The organism is Rothia sp. HMSC069C03 (genome assembly GCF_001811075.1).
Lineage (GTDB): Bacteria > Actinomycetota > Actinomycetes > Actinomycetales > Micrococcaceae > Rothia > Rothia mucilaginosa.
In genome coordinates this window covers 37,057-53,836 of record NZ_KZ627141.1, presented here as the reverse complement: position 1 = coordinate 53,836, position 16,780 = coordinate 37,057, and the positions used below count along the sequence as shown (strand labels likewise).

15 protein-coding genes are annotated in these 16,780 nt (G+C 61.5%); 3 read left to right on the top strand and 12 right to left on the bottom strand.

Translation table 11 applies throughout. The features are described 5' to 3' along the window. Positions 1-4: 4 nt before the first annotated feature. The 3 genes from folK to folP all read right to left on the bottom strand — a co-directional run bounded on the left by folK (position 5) and on the right by folP (position 2,046). A complete protein-coding gene (gene folK / locus HMPREF2779_RS08845) occupies positions 5-601 on the bottom strand; it encodes a 2-amino-4-hydroxy-6-hydroxymethyldihydropteridine diphosphokinase (RefSeq protein ID WP_105361337.1) in 597 nt (198 codons plus the stop codon). Then, positions 601-1,014: a dihydroneopterin aldolase gene (folB, locus tag HMPREF2779_RS08840; protein WP_105361336.1), complete on the bottom strand. Its 414-nt coding sequence runs from the start codon at positions 1,012-1,014 to the stop codon at positions 601-603. Before folB ends, folK begins: the two co-directional genes overlap by 1 nt. 72 nt (positions 1,015-1,086) lie before the next feature. Continuing rightward, on the bottom strand, positions 1,087-2,046 hold the full coding sequence (gene folP / locus HMPREF2779_RS08835; protein ID WP_105361335.1) for a dihydropteroate synthase: 960 nt from the start codon (positions 2,044-2,046) through the stop codon (positions 1,087-1,089). Positions 2,047-2,263: 217 nt separating this feature from the next. Between folP and HMPREF2779_RS08830 the strand changes: the two genes are divergently transcribed. Further along, the gene (locus tag HMPREF2779_RS08830; protein WP_070616019.1) at positions 2,264-2,470 is read left to right on the top strand and encodes a hypothetical protein; all 207 of its coding nucleotides are present in this window, start codon (positions 2,264-2,266) and stop codon (positions 2,468-2,470) included. A gap of 160 nt (positions 2,471-2,630) precedes the next feature. Here the strand turns inward: HMPREF2779_RS08830 and HMPREF2779_RS08825 are convergent, their stop codons facing one another. The 9 genes from HMPREF2779_RS08825 to ppa form a co-directional block, all read right to left on the bottom strand. Then, the gene (locus HMPREF2779_RS08825; RefSeq protein WP_255402018.1) at positions 2,631-3,293 is read right to left on the bottom strand and encodes an Abi family protein; all 663 of its coding nucleotides are present in this window, start codon (positions 3,291-3,293) and stop codon (positions 2,631-2,633) included. Further along, positions 3,260-3,535 (bottom strand): Abi family protein, encoded by a 276-nt coding sequence (locus HMPREF2779_RS09300; RefSeq protein ID WP_255402017.1) that lies wholly within the window; start codon positions 3,533-3,535, stop codon positions 3,260-3,262. The genes HMPREF2779_RS08825 and HMPREF2779_RS09300 overlap by 34 nt, the downstream gene beginning before the upstream one ends. 302 nt (positions 3,536-3,837) lie before the next feature. Further along, positions 3,838-4,422, bottom strand: a complete 585-nt coding sequence (gene folE, locus HMPREF2779_RS08820) for a GTP cyclohydrolase I FolE (protein WP_105361334.1) — start codon at positions 4,420-4,422, stop codon at positions 3,838-3,840. Continuing rightward, positions 4,409-6,613, bottom strand: coding sequence for an ATP-dependent zinc metalloprotease FtsH (gene ftsH / locus HMPREF2779_RS08815; RefSeq protein ID WP_105361333.1), 2,205 nt, complete (start codon positions 6,611-6,613; stop codon positions 4,409-4,411). Before ftsH ends, folE begins: the two co-directional genes overlap by 14 nt. A gap of 341 nt (positions 6,614-6,954) precedes the next feature. Further along, a complete protein-coding gene (gene hpt, locus HMPREF2779_RS08810; RefSeq protein WP_005504342.1) occupies positions 6,955-7,506 on the bottom strand; it encodes a hypoxanthine phosphoribosyltransferase in 552 nt (183 codons plus the stop codon). A 195-nt stretch (positions 7,507-7,701) separates the two neighbouring features. Then, complete coding sequence (gene tilS / locus HMPREF2779_RS08805) at positions 7,702-8,835, bottom strand: tRNA lysidine(34) synthetase TilS (protein ID WP_070686123.1); 1,134 nt, start codon at positions 8,833-8,835, stop codon at positions 7,702-7,704. Between the two features lie 94 nt (positions 8,836-8,929). Continuing rightward, the gene (locus tag HMPREF2779_RS08800; RefSeq protein ID WP_105361332.1) at positions 8,930-10,171 is read right to left on the bottom strand and encodes a type II toxin-antitoxin system HipA family toxin; all 1,242 of its coding nucleotides are present in this window, start codon (positions 10,169-10,171) and stop codon (positions 8,930-8,932) included. 45 nt (positions 10,172-10,216) lie between these two features. After that, a complete protein-coding gene (locus tag HMPREF2779_RS08795) occupies positions 10,217-10,441 on the bottom strand; it encodes a helix-turn-helix domain-containing protein (protein ID WP_005504337.1) in 225 nt (74 codons plus the stop codon). Between the two features lie 268 nt (positions 10,442-10,709). Continuing rightward, positions 10,710-11,195: an inorganic diphosphatase gene (gene ppa, locus HMPREF2779_RS08790; protein WP_005504328.1), complete on the bottom strand. Its 486-nt coding sequence runs from the start codon at positions 11,193-11,195 to the stop codon at positions 10,710-10,712. Between the two features lie 317 nt (positions 11,196-11,512). On the opposite strand from ppa, the gene dacB reads away from it, so the two are divergent. Together dacB and HMPREF2779_RS08780 are read left to right on the top strand one after the other, a co-directional pair. Then, positions 11,513-13,093 (top strand): D-alanyl-D-alanine carboxypeptidase/D-alanyl-D-alanine endopeptidase, encoded by a 1,581-nt coding sequence (gene dacB / locus HMPREF2779_RS08785; protein WP_105361331.1) that lies wholly within the window; start codon positions 11,513-11,515, stop codon positions 13,091-13,093. A gap of 208 nt (positions 13,094-13,301) precedes the next feature. Continuing rightward, a complete protein-coding gene (locus HMPREF2779_RS08780) occupies positions 13,302-16,394 on the top strand; it encodes a DEAD/DEAH box helicase (RefSeq protein ID WP_105361330.1) in 3,093 nt (1,030 codons plus the stop codon). The last annotated feature ends 386 nt before the right edge of the window (positions 16,395-16,780 follow it).

Here is a 16,780-nt window from a genome sequence, read left to right as displayed (position 1 = left end):
ACATTTAAGGCTGATCAGGTACCTGCATCTCACGCATATAGCTGATAGCGTCTTCATCCGCCCCAAGCAGCGTGCGGGACAGCTCCGCAACGTTCACGACCTCGCGGCTCAGCGGCGCAGGAACCTCATCCGGCCGCTCCCCCGAAGGCTCCGCACGCCGGGTCACCGTCAGGTACGCCTGCGGGTCCATCTGCGCCCACGGCACCAGCACAAAAGCACGCTCCTGCGCCCGCGGATGCGGCAAAGTCAGCACCGGATCCTCAGAGATCACGCCGTCATAGTCAATCACGTCAATATCGAGGGTGCGCGGACCCCAACGCACCAGGCGCTCACGGTGATGCGCCGCCTCCACCGCATTACACAGCTTCAGCAGCTCGTAGGCGCCCAGGTCAGTGGTCACTTCAATGACCGCGTTCACGAAATCCGGCTGACCCGTCGGGCCACCCATCGGGGCGGTACGGTACAACCCGGAGGCACGCACCAGCTGCACGCCGCCCGCCATCAGGTCGGCGACGGCACGCTCCAGGGTGTCTTCGCTTTCGCCCAGGTTCGAGCCCAACGCCAACACCGCGCGGTGTGTATATTCTGCTGCGCCCGCCACTAGTGGCCGCCCTCCACAACACGCTCCGCGGCACGTTCGCGGAACACACTCACCGCAACGTTACCGAACGGCAACTCAATCGGCGCCTGCGGCTTCGATACGGTAATCTCCACCGCCTCCACAAGCTCAAACATCGCGAGAATACCCTCGGCAATGTTTACCGCAAGGGTCTCAATCAAATCCAGCGAACCGTTCGTCACGTGGCGGTGAATCAGGTCAACCACGAGCGCGTAGTTCGTGGTCTTCGTCAGGTCATCCGTAGCGGCTGCGGCGGAAAAATCGCTGTACAGGGTCGCGTCCACGACGAAGGGCTGGCCGTCGCGCTTCTCAAAGTCGAGCACGCCGTGGTAGCCCTTCGCGGTGATGCCGGTGAGGGTGATGCGGTCGTGGCGGGCGTAATCTGCCTGGGTCATTGGGGGTCTCCTAGAGGGTATTCGGATAGTCGGAGGTTGTGGACGGGGTTGGTGGTTCTAGCTGACAGAACCTTAGCTTACGGAGCGCAGCGCGGAGGCGACCGTCACCGCATCCACGCTGGCGGGCACGTCGTGCACGCGCACCGCCCACACGCCGCGCGCCGCCACCAGGGCGGTCACCGCCGCAGAAGCTGCCGCACGGTGCTGAGCCGGGCGCGGTTCCGACAGCGGCTGCCACAGTTCACGTTCAGCCTCACCCGCATCGGTTGCGGTGAAGCCGCTCGCGTTCAGGCGCTCGGCCAGGGCCGCATCCGCCGCGGTCAGGGCGTTGGCGATAAAACGCTTGCGGGAACCGGCAATGAGCAGGCGGTGGCCCAGGGCCTGTAGCTCGTCAATGGCGGCGAGCAGCTCCCAATCCTGCATACCGCCCTTCGCGAAGCCCAGGCCCGGGTCAAGAATCAGGTTCTGCGGCAGCACACCGGCGGCAAGGAAACGCTCACGCAGGCTGGTCAGCTCCTCCACAACCTCGGTGACCACGCCGCGGGGGTACTCCGCCAGGCTGTCCATGGTCTGGGAGGTGCCGCGGGCGTGCATGAGGATGTACGGCACCTGCAGTTCGGCGGCGGTTTCAATCATTTCGTCGCTTACGTTCAGACCGGACACGTCGTTGATGATGTGCGCACCGGCGGCGATGGCGGCGCGGGCGGTCTGCGGGTTCATGGTGTCCACACTGATGGTGGTGCCCATCTGCGCGACTGCCTCGATGACGGGCAGGATGCGGCGCTGTTCCTCCTCCACGCTGATGCGCACGGCACCGGGGCGGGTGGATTCGCCGCCAATGTCGATAATGGAGGCGCCCTCGGCGATCATGCGGGCGGCGCGGGCGATGGCGTCGGTGGCGGCGTAGTGCTGGCCGCCGTCGCTGAAGGAGTCAGGGGTGACGTTGAGGATGCCCATCACGAGGGTGCGTTCGGCGGCGAGCGCATCGCAGGGCAGGGGGGCTACACGGGTGGTGTGTGTGGATTCAGTCATGGGTTTATCGTACCGAATCTGCGGTGCGGTGGAGTTTGGCGCAGTGATTGAGGTGGGGGTTGGGGCAGCGATGGGGCGATTCTGGGGACACGGCATGCAATACTTGCATTACAGATACTTATTTAAGGGTATGCTGGGAGAGCACGCATACCGCGCCGGGCGCGTTCCCGGTCGGCGGCGCGCACCCACACATACATACTCTAGGAAGTGACTCATTGTGAATATGAAGACTGGAGCTTGGATCCTCTCCCTGGTAGCTCTTGCCGCGCTGGTGACTATTGTGCTCGCTGAAGGTGTTCCTGCCGTGCGCTGGATTGCTTTCGGCACCGCGACCGGTTGCGGTTTCATTGCCGTGGGCTTGATCGTGACTCTTGCCTTGGGTTGGGATAATCCGAGCGAGGCGAAGGGTAGCCTGCAGCGTTAGCGGCGGCACTCTTCTAGCTTCTGCGGTGCGGCACTACCGGCGCCGCCACGGCCGCGGAAGGTACCGGCTCAGAACACATTCTCAGAGCACTTTGGCGATGCGAAAAGGGGCGGAGGTTTTCACCTCCGCCCCTTTCAGCGTGTCTATAATCTGTGAGATTTTAGCTCCACAAACGGGTTTCTTCCCAACCTTGGGGTATGCCCATAGCCCGCGATACATCAACCCCAGGAACGGAAATATTAGGACGCTCCTTCAGAATCTGCACCAAAGATTCCGTATCCCCAATTCCACCCTGATCCATCAGATATTTGAGGAGAATGAGCATTCCGAAAGTCTTACGCATTTTATGGTTTTCTTCAGGCTGAGGAACACCAAATAGGTCAACAACCTCACGGATTTCAGGGCTCTCAACTCTTCCACCTCTCAACACACGCGGCAGGCGAGGCTCTGGGTGCAGCTTATTGTAGAACCTACTTTGATGCGCACAAATATTGCGCATTACCCGCAGCGAGTTAATCCAAGTTTCCAACTGAGGGTCAGTACACCCCAAGGCTTTCGCGATATCTCGTCGAATATTTGGCAGAGAGACCAAATACAGATTCTGTAGAGCCCCCAAATCTAGAACCTCTACCAGCACCCAAACAGGGACTTTACCATCGTATTGTTCTATGTGATGTACAGCGAAATCTTCCTTAGAACGTTGAAGAGAGTCACCACAAATCCGAACAAACTTATTCCAGATTTCTCTCCTTGCAGGAGCTACATCTAGTAGATTTTCCTTCTCGTGAATTAGCGGGTCAATCTCTCCCAGTAAATACCCCAAGCTCGTAGGTACACTTCAGGCTGGGATAAATGGGGAAGTGCAATAGAACGCAAACGCCGGTCGTACTCATAAAGAGCTACAACGTCGTCAAAACGTACCCCTTCTCTGAACTGGTCAACCGGGGTAGTCTCTCCAGAGGCATCACGCTCAGCCTGGCGTAGGGCATGCCAATATCCGCTAAGACGGTAGTAATTAACCTTAGCGAGGGATTCAATCGCTTCTTCACGATTTTCTATCGCCATCCCTCGTCCTTCGAGTATGGCTAGTTGCTCACCGTAGCTTTTAAATTCTTTAACTTCCCGCACCGTAACGAGACCCGAATCTACTGAAGATAAAAAAGAAGACCGGTCCTGTACTCCTTCAGAATTCTAAATCATTCATCAGGCAGTGGTGCCGGTTCTAGTAGTAACAACTTTACAATCACTAATGCTCTTCACGCAAGGGCACTCGTCATACGACCCAACAAAAGCGGCTACACAGCGCAGGGGGCAGGATTCTAAGGAATCCTGCCCCCTGTCGCATAGCTATATGATCATCCCGATACTTAGCGCTGCGAGAAGATCAGGCTCATCGCCTCCGCACGGGTTGCGCTGTTCATCAGCGCACCGCGCACCGCGCTGGTCACGGTCTTCGCGCCCGGCTTACGCACACCGCGCATCGACATGCACATGTGCTCAGCCTCAATCACCACAATCGCACCGCGCGGGTTCAGGTGCTCCTCCAGAGCCTCCACCACCTGCGTGGTCAGACGCTCCTGCACCTGCGGGCGGCGAGCGTACAGATCCACCACGCGAGCAAGCTTGCTCAGACCGGTTACCTTACCGTCCGGGCCCGGAATGTAACCCACATGCGCCACACCGTGGAACGGCACCAGGTGGTGCTCACAGGTCGAGTAGAACGAAATGTCCTTCACCAGCACCATCTCAGAGTGGGCAATGTCGAAGGTCGTACCCAGAATATCGCCAGCATCCTGATACAGGCCCGAGAAGAACTCCGCGTAAGCACGCGCCACACGTGCAGGGGTCTGCTGCAGGCCGTCACGGTCCGGGTCCTCACCAATCGCGAGCAGAATCTCGCGGACGGCAGCCTCAATACGCGGCTGGTCGACGGCGTTCTTAGCCTCGCTCATTCTCTGCTCCATTCTGGTTCGGGGTGCCGTTCTCCGGGCGCTGCGCCGGAGGGGCGGGGTAGTTCGGGTACTGCTGGGTGGGCATTGCGACGGTCGGGTCGGTGAGGGGCGCCTGAGGCGGCAACGGCTGTGTAGGTGCTACCGGAACCTGCTGCGCGGGTGCAGCCGGTGCTACCGGAACAGTAGGTTCCGTAGCAGTAGCGGCAGGTGCTTCCTCAGCCTTCTGCGCCTCCTGAGCCAGCTCACTCGGTGCCTTCACCGGCGGGATGTCGGTACGCTCGCGGGTCGGCTTGGAGTACCAGTGCTCACGCTCGGGGCGCTTGCGAACATCCTTGAAGATTTCGGCAATCTCGTTCTCGAGCAGGGTTTCCTTCTCCAGCAGGGCGAACGCCAGGCGGTCGAGAATATCGCGGTTTTCCAGCAGAATCTGGAACGCCTCGTCGTGTGCCTGCTCCAGCAGGGCGCGAATCTCAGCGTCCACCTTTGCCGCGGTCGCATCGGAGTAGTTGCGTGCCGAAGCGCCGCCGCCACCGAGGAACGGTTCGGTGTCTTCGCCGCCGAGCTTCACGGAACCAATCACGGCGCTCATACCGTAGTCGGTGACCATCTTGCGGGCGGTATCGGTTGCCTTCTGAATGTCGTTAGACGCACCGGTGGACGGGTCGTGGAAGACGATTTCCTCAGCCGCACGGCCACCCATCGCGTACGCCATCTGGTCGAGCAGTTCGTGGCGGGTCGTGGAGTACTTGTCGTCCTGCGGCATGACCATGGTGTAACCCAGGGCGCGGCCGCGCGGAAGAATCGTAATCTTGGTGACGGGCGCGGAGTTACGCAGTGCCGCCGCGACCAGGGCGTGACCGCCCTCGTGGTATGCGGTGACCTTACGCTCGTGCTCGTTCATGATGCGCGAGGAACGCTGCGGACCAGCCATGACGCGGTCGATTGCCTCGTCGATAGCGCGGTCGTCAATCACGTTGCCGTTATCGCGGGCGGTCAGCAGAGCCGCCTCATTCATGACGTTCGCCAGGTCAGCACCGGTGAAGCCGGGGGTGCGCTTAGCGACCTGTGCCAGGTCAACAGTGTTAGCAATCGGCTTGCCTGCGGCGTGAACGCGCAGGATGTGTTCGCGGCCCTGCATGTCGGGGGCGTCCACACCGATCTGACGGTCAAAACGACCGGGACGCAGCAGCGCCGGGTCCAGAACGTCGGGTCGGTTCGTTGCCGCAATGACGATGACGTTCGAATTGCCGTCGAAGCCGTCCATCTCAACCAGCAGCTGGTTCAGGGTCTGCTCACGCTCGTCATTACCGCCGCCCATGCCGACGCCGCGGCGGCGGCCAACAGCGTCAATTTCGTCGACGAAGACGATGGCGGCGGGGTCGCTCTTCGCTTCCTTGAACAGGTCGCGCACGCGGGACGCACCCACACCCACGAACATTTCAACGAAGTCAGAGCCAGAAATCGAGTAGAACGGCACGCCTGCCTCGCCCGCCACAGCCTTGGCGAGCAGGGTCTTACCGGTGCCGGGAGGGCCGTACAGCAGCACGCCCTTGGGGATCTTTGCACCCAGGCGGGTGAACTTTTCGGGTTCAGCCAGGAACTCGCGGACTTCTTCCAACTCGGCGAGCGCCTCGTCCACGCCGGCAACGTCGCTGAAGCGGACTTCCGGCTTGTCCTTGGTGAACTTCTTCGCGCGGGACTTGGAGAAGCTCATGACGGAGGAGCCGCCTCCGACTCGTCCCATCAGGAACCAGAAGAGCACACCAAAGAGCAGAATCGGCAGGAGCAGGGACACCAGGGAGCCCAGGAAGCTGTGCTCAACCGGCTGGTCCGTGTAGCTTTCCAGCTCGGCGGATTCCATTGCCTTAGCAACTTCGTCGCCGCGGGGCTGCACGTAGTAGAAGCGCACTGACTTACCGTAGTTGTCGTTGCCCTTCTTGTAGTCGTCCTTAAGCTGCAGCTCGACGCGCTGGTCGCCGTCGTAGATCTTTGCGCTCTTGACCTGGTGGTCGTTGAGCAGCTGAAGACCCACGTTGGTGTCCACCTGACGCGAGGGCTGGGTGAAGAAGGAGGCCATGAGGAAAGCCAGCATGATTACGAGAGCTGCACCCGGCCAGAACCAGGGGCCGTTAATCAGCTTCTTCAGGAAGCCCTCCGAGCCTTTCTGCGGAGTATTGGGGTTTTGCGCCAATGCTTTGTCCTTACGTTGCGGCTGTAACCCGTTGGGGTGCGGCATGCCTGCCGGAACACCCAACGGTGCAACCTTAAATGTACCCTACCCCGGCGGGCGGCTAGGTACCTGGCTTCTCTATTTCACCTGCGGGCTAAAGGGTTGTAGCACTCGGTGGGGGTGAAAGTGCATCTTCTTCGCCGGGTATCTGCGGCGGCTGGTACACCGGCGGCGGCCCGTCTTGGCGGATGCGCCTCCCGCCTCCACGTACATCCACCGGTGGGTACAGCAACACCCCGCTCCCCCACAAGCGTGAGGAGGCGGGGCATAACCACCTACAGCATGGTTGCTGAGGTGAAGGCTTAGGAGTAAACGTGCGGGTGCAGGGTTGCGACGCAGTCCAGGTTGCGGTACTTCTCAGCGAAGTCCAGGCCGTAACCAACAACGAACTCGGGCTCGATGTCCCAGCCGACGTACTTGACCTCAACGTCAGCCTTGACGACCTTGGGCTTGCGCAGCAGGGTGCAAATCTCAACGGAAGCTGCGCCGCGAGAAATCAGGTTCTGCTGCAGCCATGCCAGGGTCAGACCGGAGTCAATGATATCTTCAACGATCAGGACGTTGCGGCCCACCAGGTCGGTGTCCAGGTCCTTGAGGATACGCACAACGCCGGAGGACTTGGTGCCGGAACCGTAAGAAGAAACAGCCATCCAGTCCATGGTGTAGTGGCCCTTGAGAGCGCGGGAAAGGTCAGCCATGATCATGATGGCGCCCTTGAGAACACCCACCAACAGCACGTCCTTACCGGCGTAGTCTTCGTCGATGCGCGCCGCCAGTTCGGCGACCTTCGCGTTAATCTCTTCCTTGCTGAAGAGAACGTTCTTAATATCGTCCTGCACGTCGATAGCCTGCACGATGTATTCCTTCGTATTCTTTTAGACGCTCTGCGCCTCCGCCGGGGCCCCGGGTGAGGGGTTTCATACCTTCCCACAGCGGACAATGTGGATGGTGTTCGCCTTAAGTATGGCTTAAAACGGCGCCGCGGCGCACCTCACCACGCAGATAGTGTGTGCTGAGGGGGTTCCGCGGGCACCTAGCTGGGCACCTAGTTAGGGTCGAGTTGGCACTAATACGAGCACGTCCAGGCGTTCACCGGTTGCCGGATGCACAATTTTGCGGCGGCGGTACGCGCTCACGTGACCGGGCATCTGAACGGGCCCAGCCACCGCGTATTCGGCGGTGAAAGAGTCCAGCGCCTGCAGTCGCTCAAAGCCGGGGTTCTCTCCCCCGGCGGCCTTGCAGGCGGTCGCAAGCACACGCAATCGAAGCGCCGGGTGCAGCGCCGCCACCTGCGCACGATCCAGCAGCACGGCGTCCTCACGTTCGATGCCGCGCACGGCGGTTCCGGCGGGTAGGAGCGCCTGCTCGTAGGCTGCCTGTGCCTGCTCGTCGAGGTATTCGGCGTCGGGGCCAGCTACGGAGGCGGTGCGCGCCAGGGAGCGGGCGACGTCCCCGCCGAGGTGATCCTCCAGGTAGGGCAGCACGCTGTGGCGGATGCGGGCACGCATGAGGGTTTCGTCGGTGTTGGTCGGGTCGTTCCAGGGGGTGAGGGTTTCGGCGTCGCAGATGTCGAGCATGTCGGTGCGGCGCAGGCCGAGGAAGGGACGCAGGTAGGTGACACCCTCTTCGATGCGTACGGGCGGCATACCGGCAAGGGAGCGCGTGCCGGAGCCGCGGCTCAGGCCGAGTAGCACGGTTTCTGCCTGGTCGTCGAGGGTGTGGCCGAGTAGTACGGCGCGGGCGCCGGTGGCTTCAACGGCTTTGGTGAAGGCGGTGTAGCGGGCGGTGCGCGCCGCCATTTCGGGGCCCATGTTGCCGACGGGAACCTGCACTTTTTCGATGATAACGGGGTGAAGCCCCAGGTCGGTGAGGGTCTGCGCGGTCTGCGCGGCGACCGCGGCGGAGTCTTCTTGCAGGCCGTGGTCGACGATGATGGCGCCTACGCGTACGTCGCCGCGGCGGGCGAAGTGTGCGGCAATGGCTGCCAGCGCGAGGGAGTCGGGGCCGCCGCTGCAGGCGACCAGGAGCAGGGGCAGGTCGGCGGGGTCCGCGGTGGAGGCGGTGCGGGAGCGTCCGGTAGCTTTGATGCTTCCTGCACCGAGGAGCTTTTCGAGGGCGGCGACGAGGTGGCGGCGGGCAGTGCCGACGGCGGGGTGCAGGCGTCCTGCGCGTCCATTCTGCATGGTGGTTCCTTTATAGAAATTGCGAAGTATCTATGTAGATAGATACTTCACGAGGAGAATTTAGAAATAACGAAGGCTCAAGAAGTCAGGAGCCTTAGGAGCGCGTATGAAGGTACTCTTCAAACTCGTCCTGGCGGCGTTCCAACTCTTTCTGCATGGCCTTAAACGGTGAGGCATTCGAGTTGAAAACATATCCCGGGGCGGCTCGGTCTGTGGGCCAGCGAACTGCTCGAGCCGCTTTGAGAGCACGAGTTAGAGCGTCTTTCTGCACCTTAGACGGAAGACCGATAGTCTCTGCGAGAGCAAGCCAATCGTCAACAGTAATCTTCCAATCTTCGGGCGGTGAACCGTCGCCGGGATTCGAATTATCTTTTCCGTTGACGCTAAGCGCCATGGATAGAGATTTAATGTGCACGAGCGAACAGGGGATGTCGTAGATAGGAGCTACTTCCCATCCACGGCGTCCCTTGAGGAGCGAGATATTTTTTGCGTGCAGGTCCCCATTGCCGGTCAGCCAAGCGTAGAGAAAATGCATGTAAAGATTCCTGCGGGCAACAGCAGGGGAAGCAGCAAGCTTCACCATTGCTTGAATGACACTTTCTGTTGTCACAGCAGGATTATCTTCTGTGTATTTCTCACCCGAAGGAACACCCAAAATCTGTGCGCCATCCTCCATAGCGATGCGTCCCCCAGAGGGTGTTCGGTCGAAACGGGAGACCATCAAACCTGATACGCCGTCTCGATCATAGACAAGCTCATGCTGAGCTACAGGAATCCCCATGAGTGCGGCCGCCGTGAGGTGGGCAGCTTCGTTTTCTACGAGCCCGGGCATACGTTGCGGGCTGATTTTCAGAAGCGCATCGTAGCCAGCGCCCGTCCAATGCACGGGCAGGGTTTTCATGACGGCACTCAGCTTTTCTTGAACGCCAGGCAGTCCTCGGCGGTCAACCGTGCCCATAAGTTCTGCAAAAGAAACAACCTCAGGGTTGTTCACCAATGCGGCAGGAGCGGTGTACAGTTCCCACCCGTGCTCAATAATTTGCACATCGCCTGGAACGTCAGAACCAATCACCAGCAATAAGCCCAGGGTGTTATTTTTGCTGATTTTTTTCTCGGAACTAACGACGTCGAGCCTATAGCCTTCGGGCAAAAGATTCTGAAAGAAAGGAGGAATTGATTCTGCGGTATATTCCGCGTTTAAAGGCAGGCTCGTGGCAATTGCCGGGCCTTCATAATCTGCGCGGTAGGTGAAATGAATCAGCCCGTTGGTGTCTCGCCTCAAATATGCGGCGAGAACACCATCTTTATAGACATCTGCCATAAGTTCATCTGTCATGGCTTTTCTCCAGGTTCTGTTTTCTATCGCAGTGTGCGGGAGGGGTTAGGTGAGGGGGTTAGTAATGGCCAGCTCGATGCCGAGCTCTTGGGCGACTTTGAGGACCGCACCAATTGACGGGCCGGGTAGCCCACGCTCAATATCGCGGATTGTTTTATCGCTGAGCCCGACCATCCACGCCAACTCCATTTGGGTGATTTTTTCGTACTTGCGGACGGCGCGAACCTGGGCGCCAAATTCTTGTGCGAACCCCGTTGCGTCGAATGCCATGGGGGTTTCCTCCTCACCGCTGCAGAACCTCAGGTTATACGAACTATTCTTCGTAATATGCCCATAATAGCACTCCCAGGGGTGCTCTGAGGCTGTTTTCCGAAGAATAGTTCGGTCGCACACACCATTCCCGGAACCTCCGAACACAATCAAGGAGCACATCAAAAGGGGGCGTGCCCACCGCCTCCAGCACGCACAAAAAATCGCACGAACCAGACGCAGTGAACACGCCCCCTACAAAACCGGGTGCACCTAACGGTGCGGCAGCTTAGTGACCCTCAGCTGCGAAACGGTCGATAGCCTCCTGGACCATCTTCTCAGCAGCAGCCAGGTCTTCCCAGCCCTCGCCCTTAACCCACTTGCCGGGCTCCAGGTCCTTATAACGCTCGAAGAAGTGCTGAATCTCAGCCTTCAGCTGCTCCGGAACATCAGCCAGGGACTTGATGTGGTCGTAACGCTTGTCGGTGGGAACGCACAGAACCTTAGCGTCGCCGCCAGCCTCATCGGTCATGTTGAACACTGCGACCGGGCGGGACTCAACCAGCACGCCGGGAACAACGTCAACGTCCAGGATCAGCATTGCGTCCAGCGGGTCGCCGTCCTCACCGAGGGTGTTCTCGAAGTAGCCGTAAGCGGTGGGGTACTGCATGGAGGTGAACAGCACACGGTCCAGGCGCAGGCGGCCGGTCTCGTGGTCCACTTCGTACTTCACGCGGGAGCCGCGGGGAATTTCAATAGTGACATCGAGTTCCATCGGAACCTTCTTTCTCGTGAGTTAGAGTCACTTTCGCGGCGACTTCGGCGCGCAAGGTGCGAAAGTTAGGTGTTGAACTCACCCATTGTAACCCGTTCACGCACACCGAAACCGCGTATTCGGCGCCAAAACCAGCGTAATTTACCACGCTCACACCACAGTTAACATTCCGCCTAGTCCCACGCCCGCCAGCACACCCCGCCGCCGTACCGGGCAGCCCAGATAGGGTTCGTGAGGGGCAGCCGGAACACGGCATGAGATCCCAGCACCGGCGCGTAAATTCGATAGGCACCCCATCCGCCCGCTATGCTCAAAAGATGCCTTCCAACAAGCACAACACCCAGACCACCACACTCACCCGCCGCGCCGCCCTCACCCTCGGCGGCATGCTCCTCCTCACCGCCTGCGGATCCGCCGCAACCGAACAGAAACGCCCCGAAGGTTCCGCAAGCCCCACCGGCAGCGCAACCGGCAGCCCCACCGGCACTGCCGAGGCGACCGCCTCCGCAACCCCGAACGCCACACCGACCCTCGCACCCGCACTGCCCGAAGCGGAACAGGAGCAACTACGTGCCGCCCTCACCGCGCTCTTCGTGGACGGCACCTACCCGCAGTACAGCCTGCTCGTCACCGGCATGGACGGCAACCTACCCAGCATCAAGGCGGCCACCGCACCCGCCGACCTGTACGCCGCCAACGCCGACACCGCGCGCGTGCCCGCCTCCACTTTTAAGGTGCTGACCCTGTTCGCACTCAACCGCTACGCGAACCTGCAGGCGCGCCTGCGCACCCGCGTCACCCGCGACGCCGCCGGACTGTACCTCATGGCGGGCGGCGACACCCTGCTCGGTGCGGGCGCCTCCGACCCGAAGCAAATCGTCGGACGCGCAGGCTTGGGCACCCTCGCCGAGCTGACCGTGAAGGCGCTTCTTCAGGGCGAGAAGCCAACCGCGGCGCTACCCGTCTACCTTGACGGCACCTTCTTCACCGGCCCCAGCGTGAACCCCGGCTGGGATGACGCGGACGTGGCGTCCGGCCAGATTACGCCCATTCACCCGATTGCGCTCGAATCGCACACGGTACCAGGCAAGTCCACTGCAAGCAACCCGGTACGCCCGGATGATGCGGCGGTTGCCGCCCAGCAGGCGTTCGTAGATGCACTCAACACCGTCGGCAAGGAATCCGGCATGAGCTTCACCCTCGCGGAGCGCCGCACCGCCCCCGCGGAAGCAGTCGAAATCGCCGCGGTCGAATCGGCAACCCTGCTGGAGCAGGCACAACACATGATGCTCGAATCCGACAACGCCCTCGCTGAGGTGCTTGGCCGTTGCGCCGCCATCGCCGCAGGTAAGGAAGGCAGCGGCGAAGCGGCACAGCAGACCGTGCACCAGGCACTCGTTGATGCCGGCGTGAACATTGAAAACCTGGTGCAGGCGGACGTGTGCGGCATGTCCTTGACGGACCGCGTGACCGCCCAAACCCTCGTGCAGGTTGTGGCGCTGCTGAATGCTGATGAGCACGCGGAGCAGCTGATGAGCACGTTCCCGGTCGCGGGCGTGAGCGGCACTCTGTCCGGTCGTTTTGGTGCGGCGAATGCCGTGCACGCGCGCACTTTTGTGCAGGCGAAGACCGGCACCCTGTACACGGTGTCTTCGCTGTGTGGTGTGGCGACCCGACCCGACGGCACCCGCCTGATTTTCGCGATTATTCTGAACGATCTGGGCGGTGCGGATGCGCTGCCCGCCGCGAAGGAACGCGTGGACGCGGCGGCGGCGGCGATTGCGAACCGCTTGACCGCTCCGAGTGCTTCTGCTGCTCCCTCTGCGGTAGCGGCGAGCGCTTCGGCGGCGCCCACGGCGGCAGTTTCTACCGCGACTGTGGCGGGTGCAGCCTCCTAGCGTGTGTGCCCGGATAGCCCCGAAAGCCCCCCCTAAATCATCCCGTGCAGGTTGATTTTCTGTAGTGTTTCACGTGAAACCTGAAAATCAACCTCTCGGAGTGAGGGGACACGGGGTGCCGACAGACTCCTCAACCGGGACTCGCGCCTGCTCACCCGGCCGGGTTTCGCCCCGCCTTGTTCCTCTCTCCTCCAGCAGAAAAGTCACCATGGACCTTACCTTCACCCTCGCTGATTTGACCGCAACCTCCGCCTGCGAGCTGCGGCTCTACACCGAGCTTCGGGAGCGTGCGCAGAAGCAGTCTGCCCACCCGACCCCCGAGAAGTCCGAGCGCGCCCGCGAAGCGTACCGCGAGTGCCTGCGAGTGCTGACCGCCGGTGGAATGGTCGGCAGTGAAGTAGTCGGCGGTGAGCACCCGGGCGGCACAGCGCACCCGGTACCCCTGGTGGCGACCTCCGCGGCGGGGCTGACCTACACGGTTGAGCTCGACCGCCTCGACTGCCCGGCTGAGGACAGCACCGCCGAGAGCAATACCGCCCAAATCGTCTGCACCCCGCATCTGGGTGAGGCGGCGCATCGGGCACTATTGCGCGGTGCCCTGGCGGCGCACCTGCTGACCGCTAGTGCAACCGAGAGCGCCGAGAACACCAAGAATGCCGCGCGCCTCGACCTTCACCTGGAGCACAGTACCGAACCCGAATCGGAGCCCACTGAGCACCGCTCCCCCGTTCCTCAACCTCACAGGGTTGATTCGGTGCGTATTCTGCCGTTGATTCGCCTGCAGGAGCAGCGCCTCCTACTGCTCACCGAGGCGCTGAACGAGGGTGTAGAACCGGCGGAACTTGCCGAGCGCATCCCCTATTTTCTGACCTGCGACGAGTGCCCGGCGTGCCTGAACGCGGCGGCATCTCTTGCCCTCGCGACCGACGCCCCGGAGCTCGTCACCGAAGACACCGCCGAAGATACCGCCGAGAATCCCGAAATTGAGAAGCATCCGGTCATGTACAGGGTGCCCGCCGCGGTGGAGAACGACAGCGAACAGTACCGCCTGCAGTGCCTGCTGGATGCCCAGCTCGCATCCCTGGAGGAGCACGCGGCAGAGCACGGCTGGGGTGCCGGTGAGCTTGAGGCGGCGATGCTGCTGTCCATGACGAATTATCACCGCCGCGAGCGTGCCCCGTTCTGGCGTGAGCACATTCGCCGCCTGGAGGACGGCCCGACGGCGTGGGTAGCGAGCCGCGATTACGCGTACCTTGATCGAGTGCAGGTGCTTTCGGTGGAGCATGCGCATGCTCTTCTGAACACCCCCGCAGACCTGGAGGCGCTTGCCGCCGCCATGAAGGAGCTCACCGAGGTTGAAGACGCCCCCGGCTGGTATCGTGTGCGCGGCGCGCAGGTGCGCCTGTTGCGTGCGCGAATTGAGGCTGACCCGAGCCTGGTGATTGCGCCCTCTGACCGTGCGGTTTTTTGTGCGTATGAGGCGGGGTTGAGCCCGCAGATTGCGCTGGATCGTATGGAGTCGCAGGTGAATTATTTCCGTGCCTCGAATCCGGGTGAGCGTGTGCCCGCCGAGTTGGCGGCGACGGGTTTCTTTGGCATGCGTGTGCTGGCGGTGGCGCAGGGCGGTTTCCGTGCCGGTTCCGCGGATTCTGTGGACCCCGAAGAGGCTGCCCCAGAGTCCGGCAAGTCGACCGGCGAGTCGGCTGGCGAGTTCTTGGAGGTGCTTCTGCAGGAGCGCATCCGCATGAAGGATGAGCCGCACGGCGCGCTGCCTTCGGGTATTGGTCCTGGCGATCCGGTGTCTACGGCGACGATTGAGGCGGCTCTGCAGTCTGATGTGCACGGGTTGCTCTTCGGCGGCGCGCTCATGCCCAACGACTCCGTGCTTAATGACCCCGTATCCGGTGAAGATTCCGAGCCCTCCGATGCTCCCTCCTCGTCCCGCGCCCTGCCGAGCGTGCTCGATGCGGCGGCTTCCCTGACGGGGGTGGAGAGTGCCTCCACGGATTTGTTGTTCCGCCGCGCGCCGCGCCTGAAGAAGGGCGCCTCGAACGCCAAGAATGCAGAAAATCTACCCCTTGAGGTTGATTTTTCCGCCTCTGACCTGCCCACGGTGGATGCCGTGCACGCGGCGGTTCGCGCTCTCGACCATTCCTATGTGGCGGTTCAGGGCCCTCCGGGTGCGGGTAAGACCTTCCTCGCCTCGCATGTGATTGCGCGTCTGGTGGCTGAGGGTGCGAAGGTGGGCGTGGTGGCTCAGTCGCATGCGGTGATTGAGAATCTCATGGTGGCGTGCTGTGCCCGTGATGGTTTTGATGTTTCGCGTGCGGTGCGTCTGCGCGGCAAGTCGGTGATTCCGGACGCCCCGTGGTCTGAGGTGTCTGATTCTGAGCTGGTGGAGCTGATTTCTGGTGCGGGCGGCCTGCTGTTTGGCGGCACGGTGTGGGATTACGTGAGTGAGCGTCGTGTGCCTGCCGGGTCGCTGGATGTTCTGGTGGTTGATGAGGCGGGCCAGTTCTCTCTGACGAATACGGTGGCGGCGGCTCGTGCGGCGCGTTCGGTGCTGCTGTTGGGCGATCCGCAGCAGTTGCCGCAGGTGTCGACGGGTGTGCACCCGTACCCGGTGGATGTTTCGGCGTTGGGCTGGTTGTCTGACGGGGCGGCGGCGCTGGATCCTCGTTTTGGCTATTTCTTGGGTGAGTCGTGGCGTATGGATTCGGCGTTGTGCGAGCGGGTTTCGTGGCTGTCGTATGATGGCGCATTGGCGAGCGCGGCGGCGACGGCTGGTCGCGCCCTGCAGGGTGTTGCGCCGGGTGTGGTGTCGTATCCGGTGGAGCACGCGGGGTGTTCGGTGCGTTCTGTGCAGGAAGCGCAGGCGGTGGTGGATTGCGTGCGCGAGTTGTTGGGTCGTGAGTGGGTTCCGGCGGCTGGTGCTGAGCCGCGCCCGTTGGCGGCGGAGGATTGCATTGTGGTGGCGGCGTATAACGCGCAGGTTGATTGTGTGCGTGAGGCGCTGATTGCTGCTGGTTTGGCGGATTCTTCGGGTGCTGGCGTGCGTGTGGGCACGGTGGATAAGTTCCAGGGTCAGGAGGCTGCGGTGGTGTTGGTGTCGTTGGCGTCGTCGCGGGTTGATTCTGGGCGCGGTGCCGGGTTTGTGCTGTCGCCGAATCGTTTGAATGTGGCGGTGTCGCGCGGTCAGTGGCAGGCGGTGTTGGTGCATTCGCCGTGGGTGGCGCGTTCGGTGCCGCAGGATGTTGAGGAGGTACTGGCTCTGTCGGGCTTCGCGGGCCTGGTGGAGTAGCGCCCCTAGTGCGGCCCTTATTTTGCGCTCTTCTACACTCCCCCGCCCGCTGCGTTGCGGGGCTGACTGTAACAGGGTCTGACTGTAACAGAGTCTGGCGGTGTGGATTGGCGGAGCCTGGTTGCGGGTGTCTTTGGCGTGCCCTGATTCGGGTTCAGCCGGGTTTAGTCAGGGCTCAGCCGGGCGGAAGCACCAAGAATGAATTATAGTCAAACTAACCCTAATGTCAATACTCAAAATGAGGAAAGTTTTTCAACTAGCGTTCATGTATATGATTCACATCTCTTATAGAATCTAAAGTATCGCGCGACACACTTCTTGTGCGGGGGCTCCCGATGAGCCGCCCCGTGCATCCTCAACCACCCCGTGATGACCGGCGGGCCCGT

Bases quoted from the DNA above. Each gene is read 5' to 3' on its own strand.
- HMPREF2779_RS08780 (WP_105361330.1), top strand. From the start codon at position 13,302: ATGGACCTTACCTTCACCCTCGCTGATTTGACCGCAACCTCCGCCTGC.
- folE (WP_105361334.1), bottom strand. From the start codon at position 4,422: ATGAGCGAGGCTAAGAACGCCGTCGACCAGCCGCGTATTGAGGCTGCC.
- folB (WP_105361336.1), bottom strand. From the start codon at position 1,014: ATGACCCAGGCAGATTACGCCCGCCACGACCGCATCACCCTCACCGGC.
- folP (WP_105361335.1), bottom strand. From the start codon at position 2,046: ATGACTGAATCCACACACACCACCCGTGTAGCCCCCCTGCCCTGCGAT.
- tilS (WP_070686123.1), bottom strand. From the start codon at position 8,835: ATGCAGAATGGACGCGCAGGACGCCTGCACCCCGCCGTCGGCACTGCC.
- HMPREF2779_RS09300 (WP_255402017.1), bottom strand. From the start codon at position 3,535: ATGGCGATAGAAAATCGTGAAGAAGCGATTGAATCCCTCGCTAAGGTT.
- ppa (WP_005504328.1), bottom strand. From the start codon at position 11,195: ATGGAACTCGATGTCACTATTGAAATTCCCCGCGGCTCCCGCGTGAAG.
- HMPREF2779_RS08795 (WP_005504337.1), bottom strand. From the start codon at position 10,441: ATGGCATTCGACGCAACGGGGTTCGCACAAGAATTTGGCGCCCAGGTT.
- dacB (WP_105361331.1), top strand. From the start codon at position 11,513: ATGCCTTCCAACAAGCACAACACCCAGACCACCACACTCACCCGCCGC.
- HMPREF2779_RS08800 (WP_105361332.1), bottom strand. From the start codon at position 10,171: ATGACAGATGAACTTATGGCAGATGTCTATAAAGATGGTGTTCTCGCC.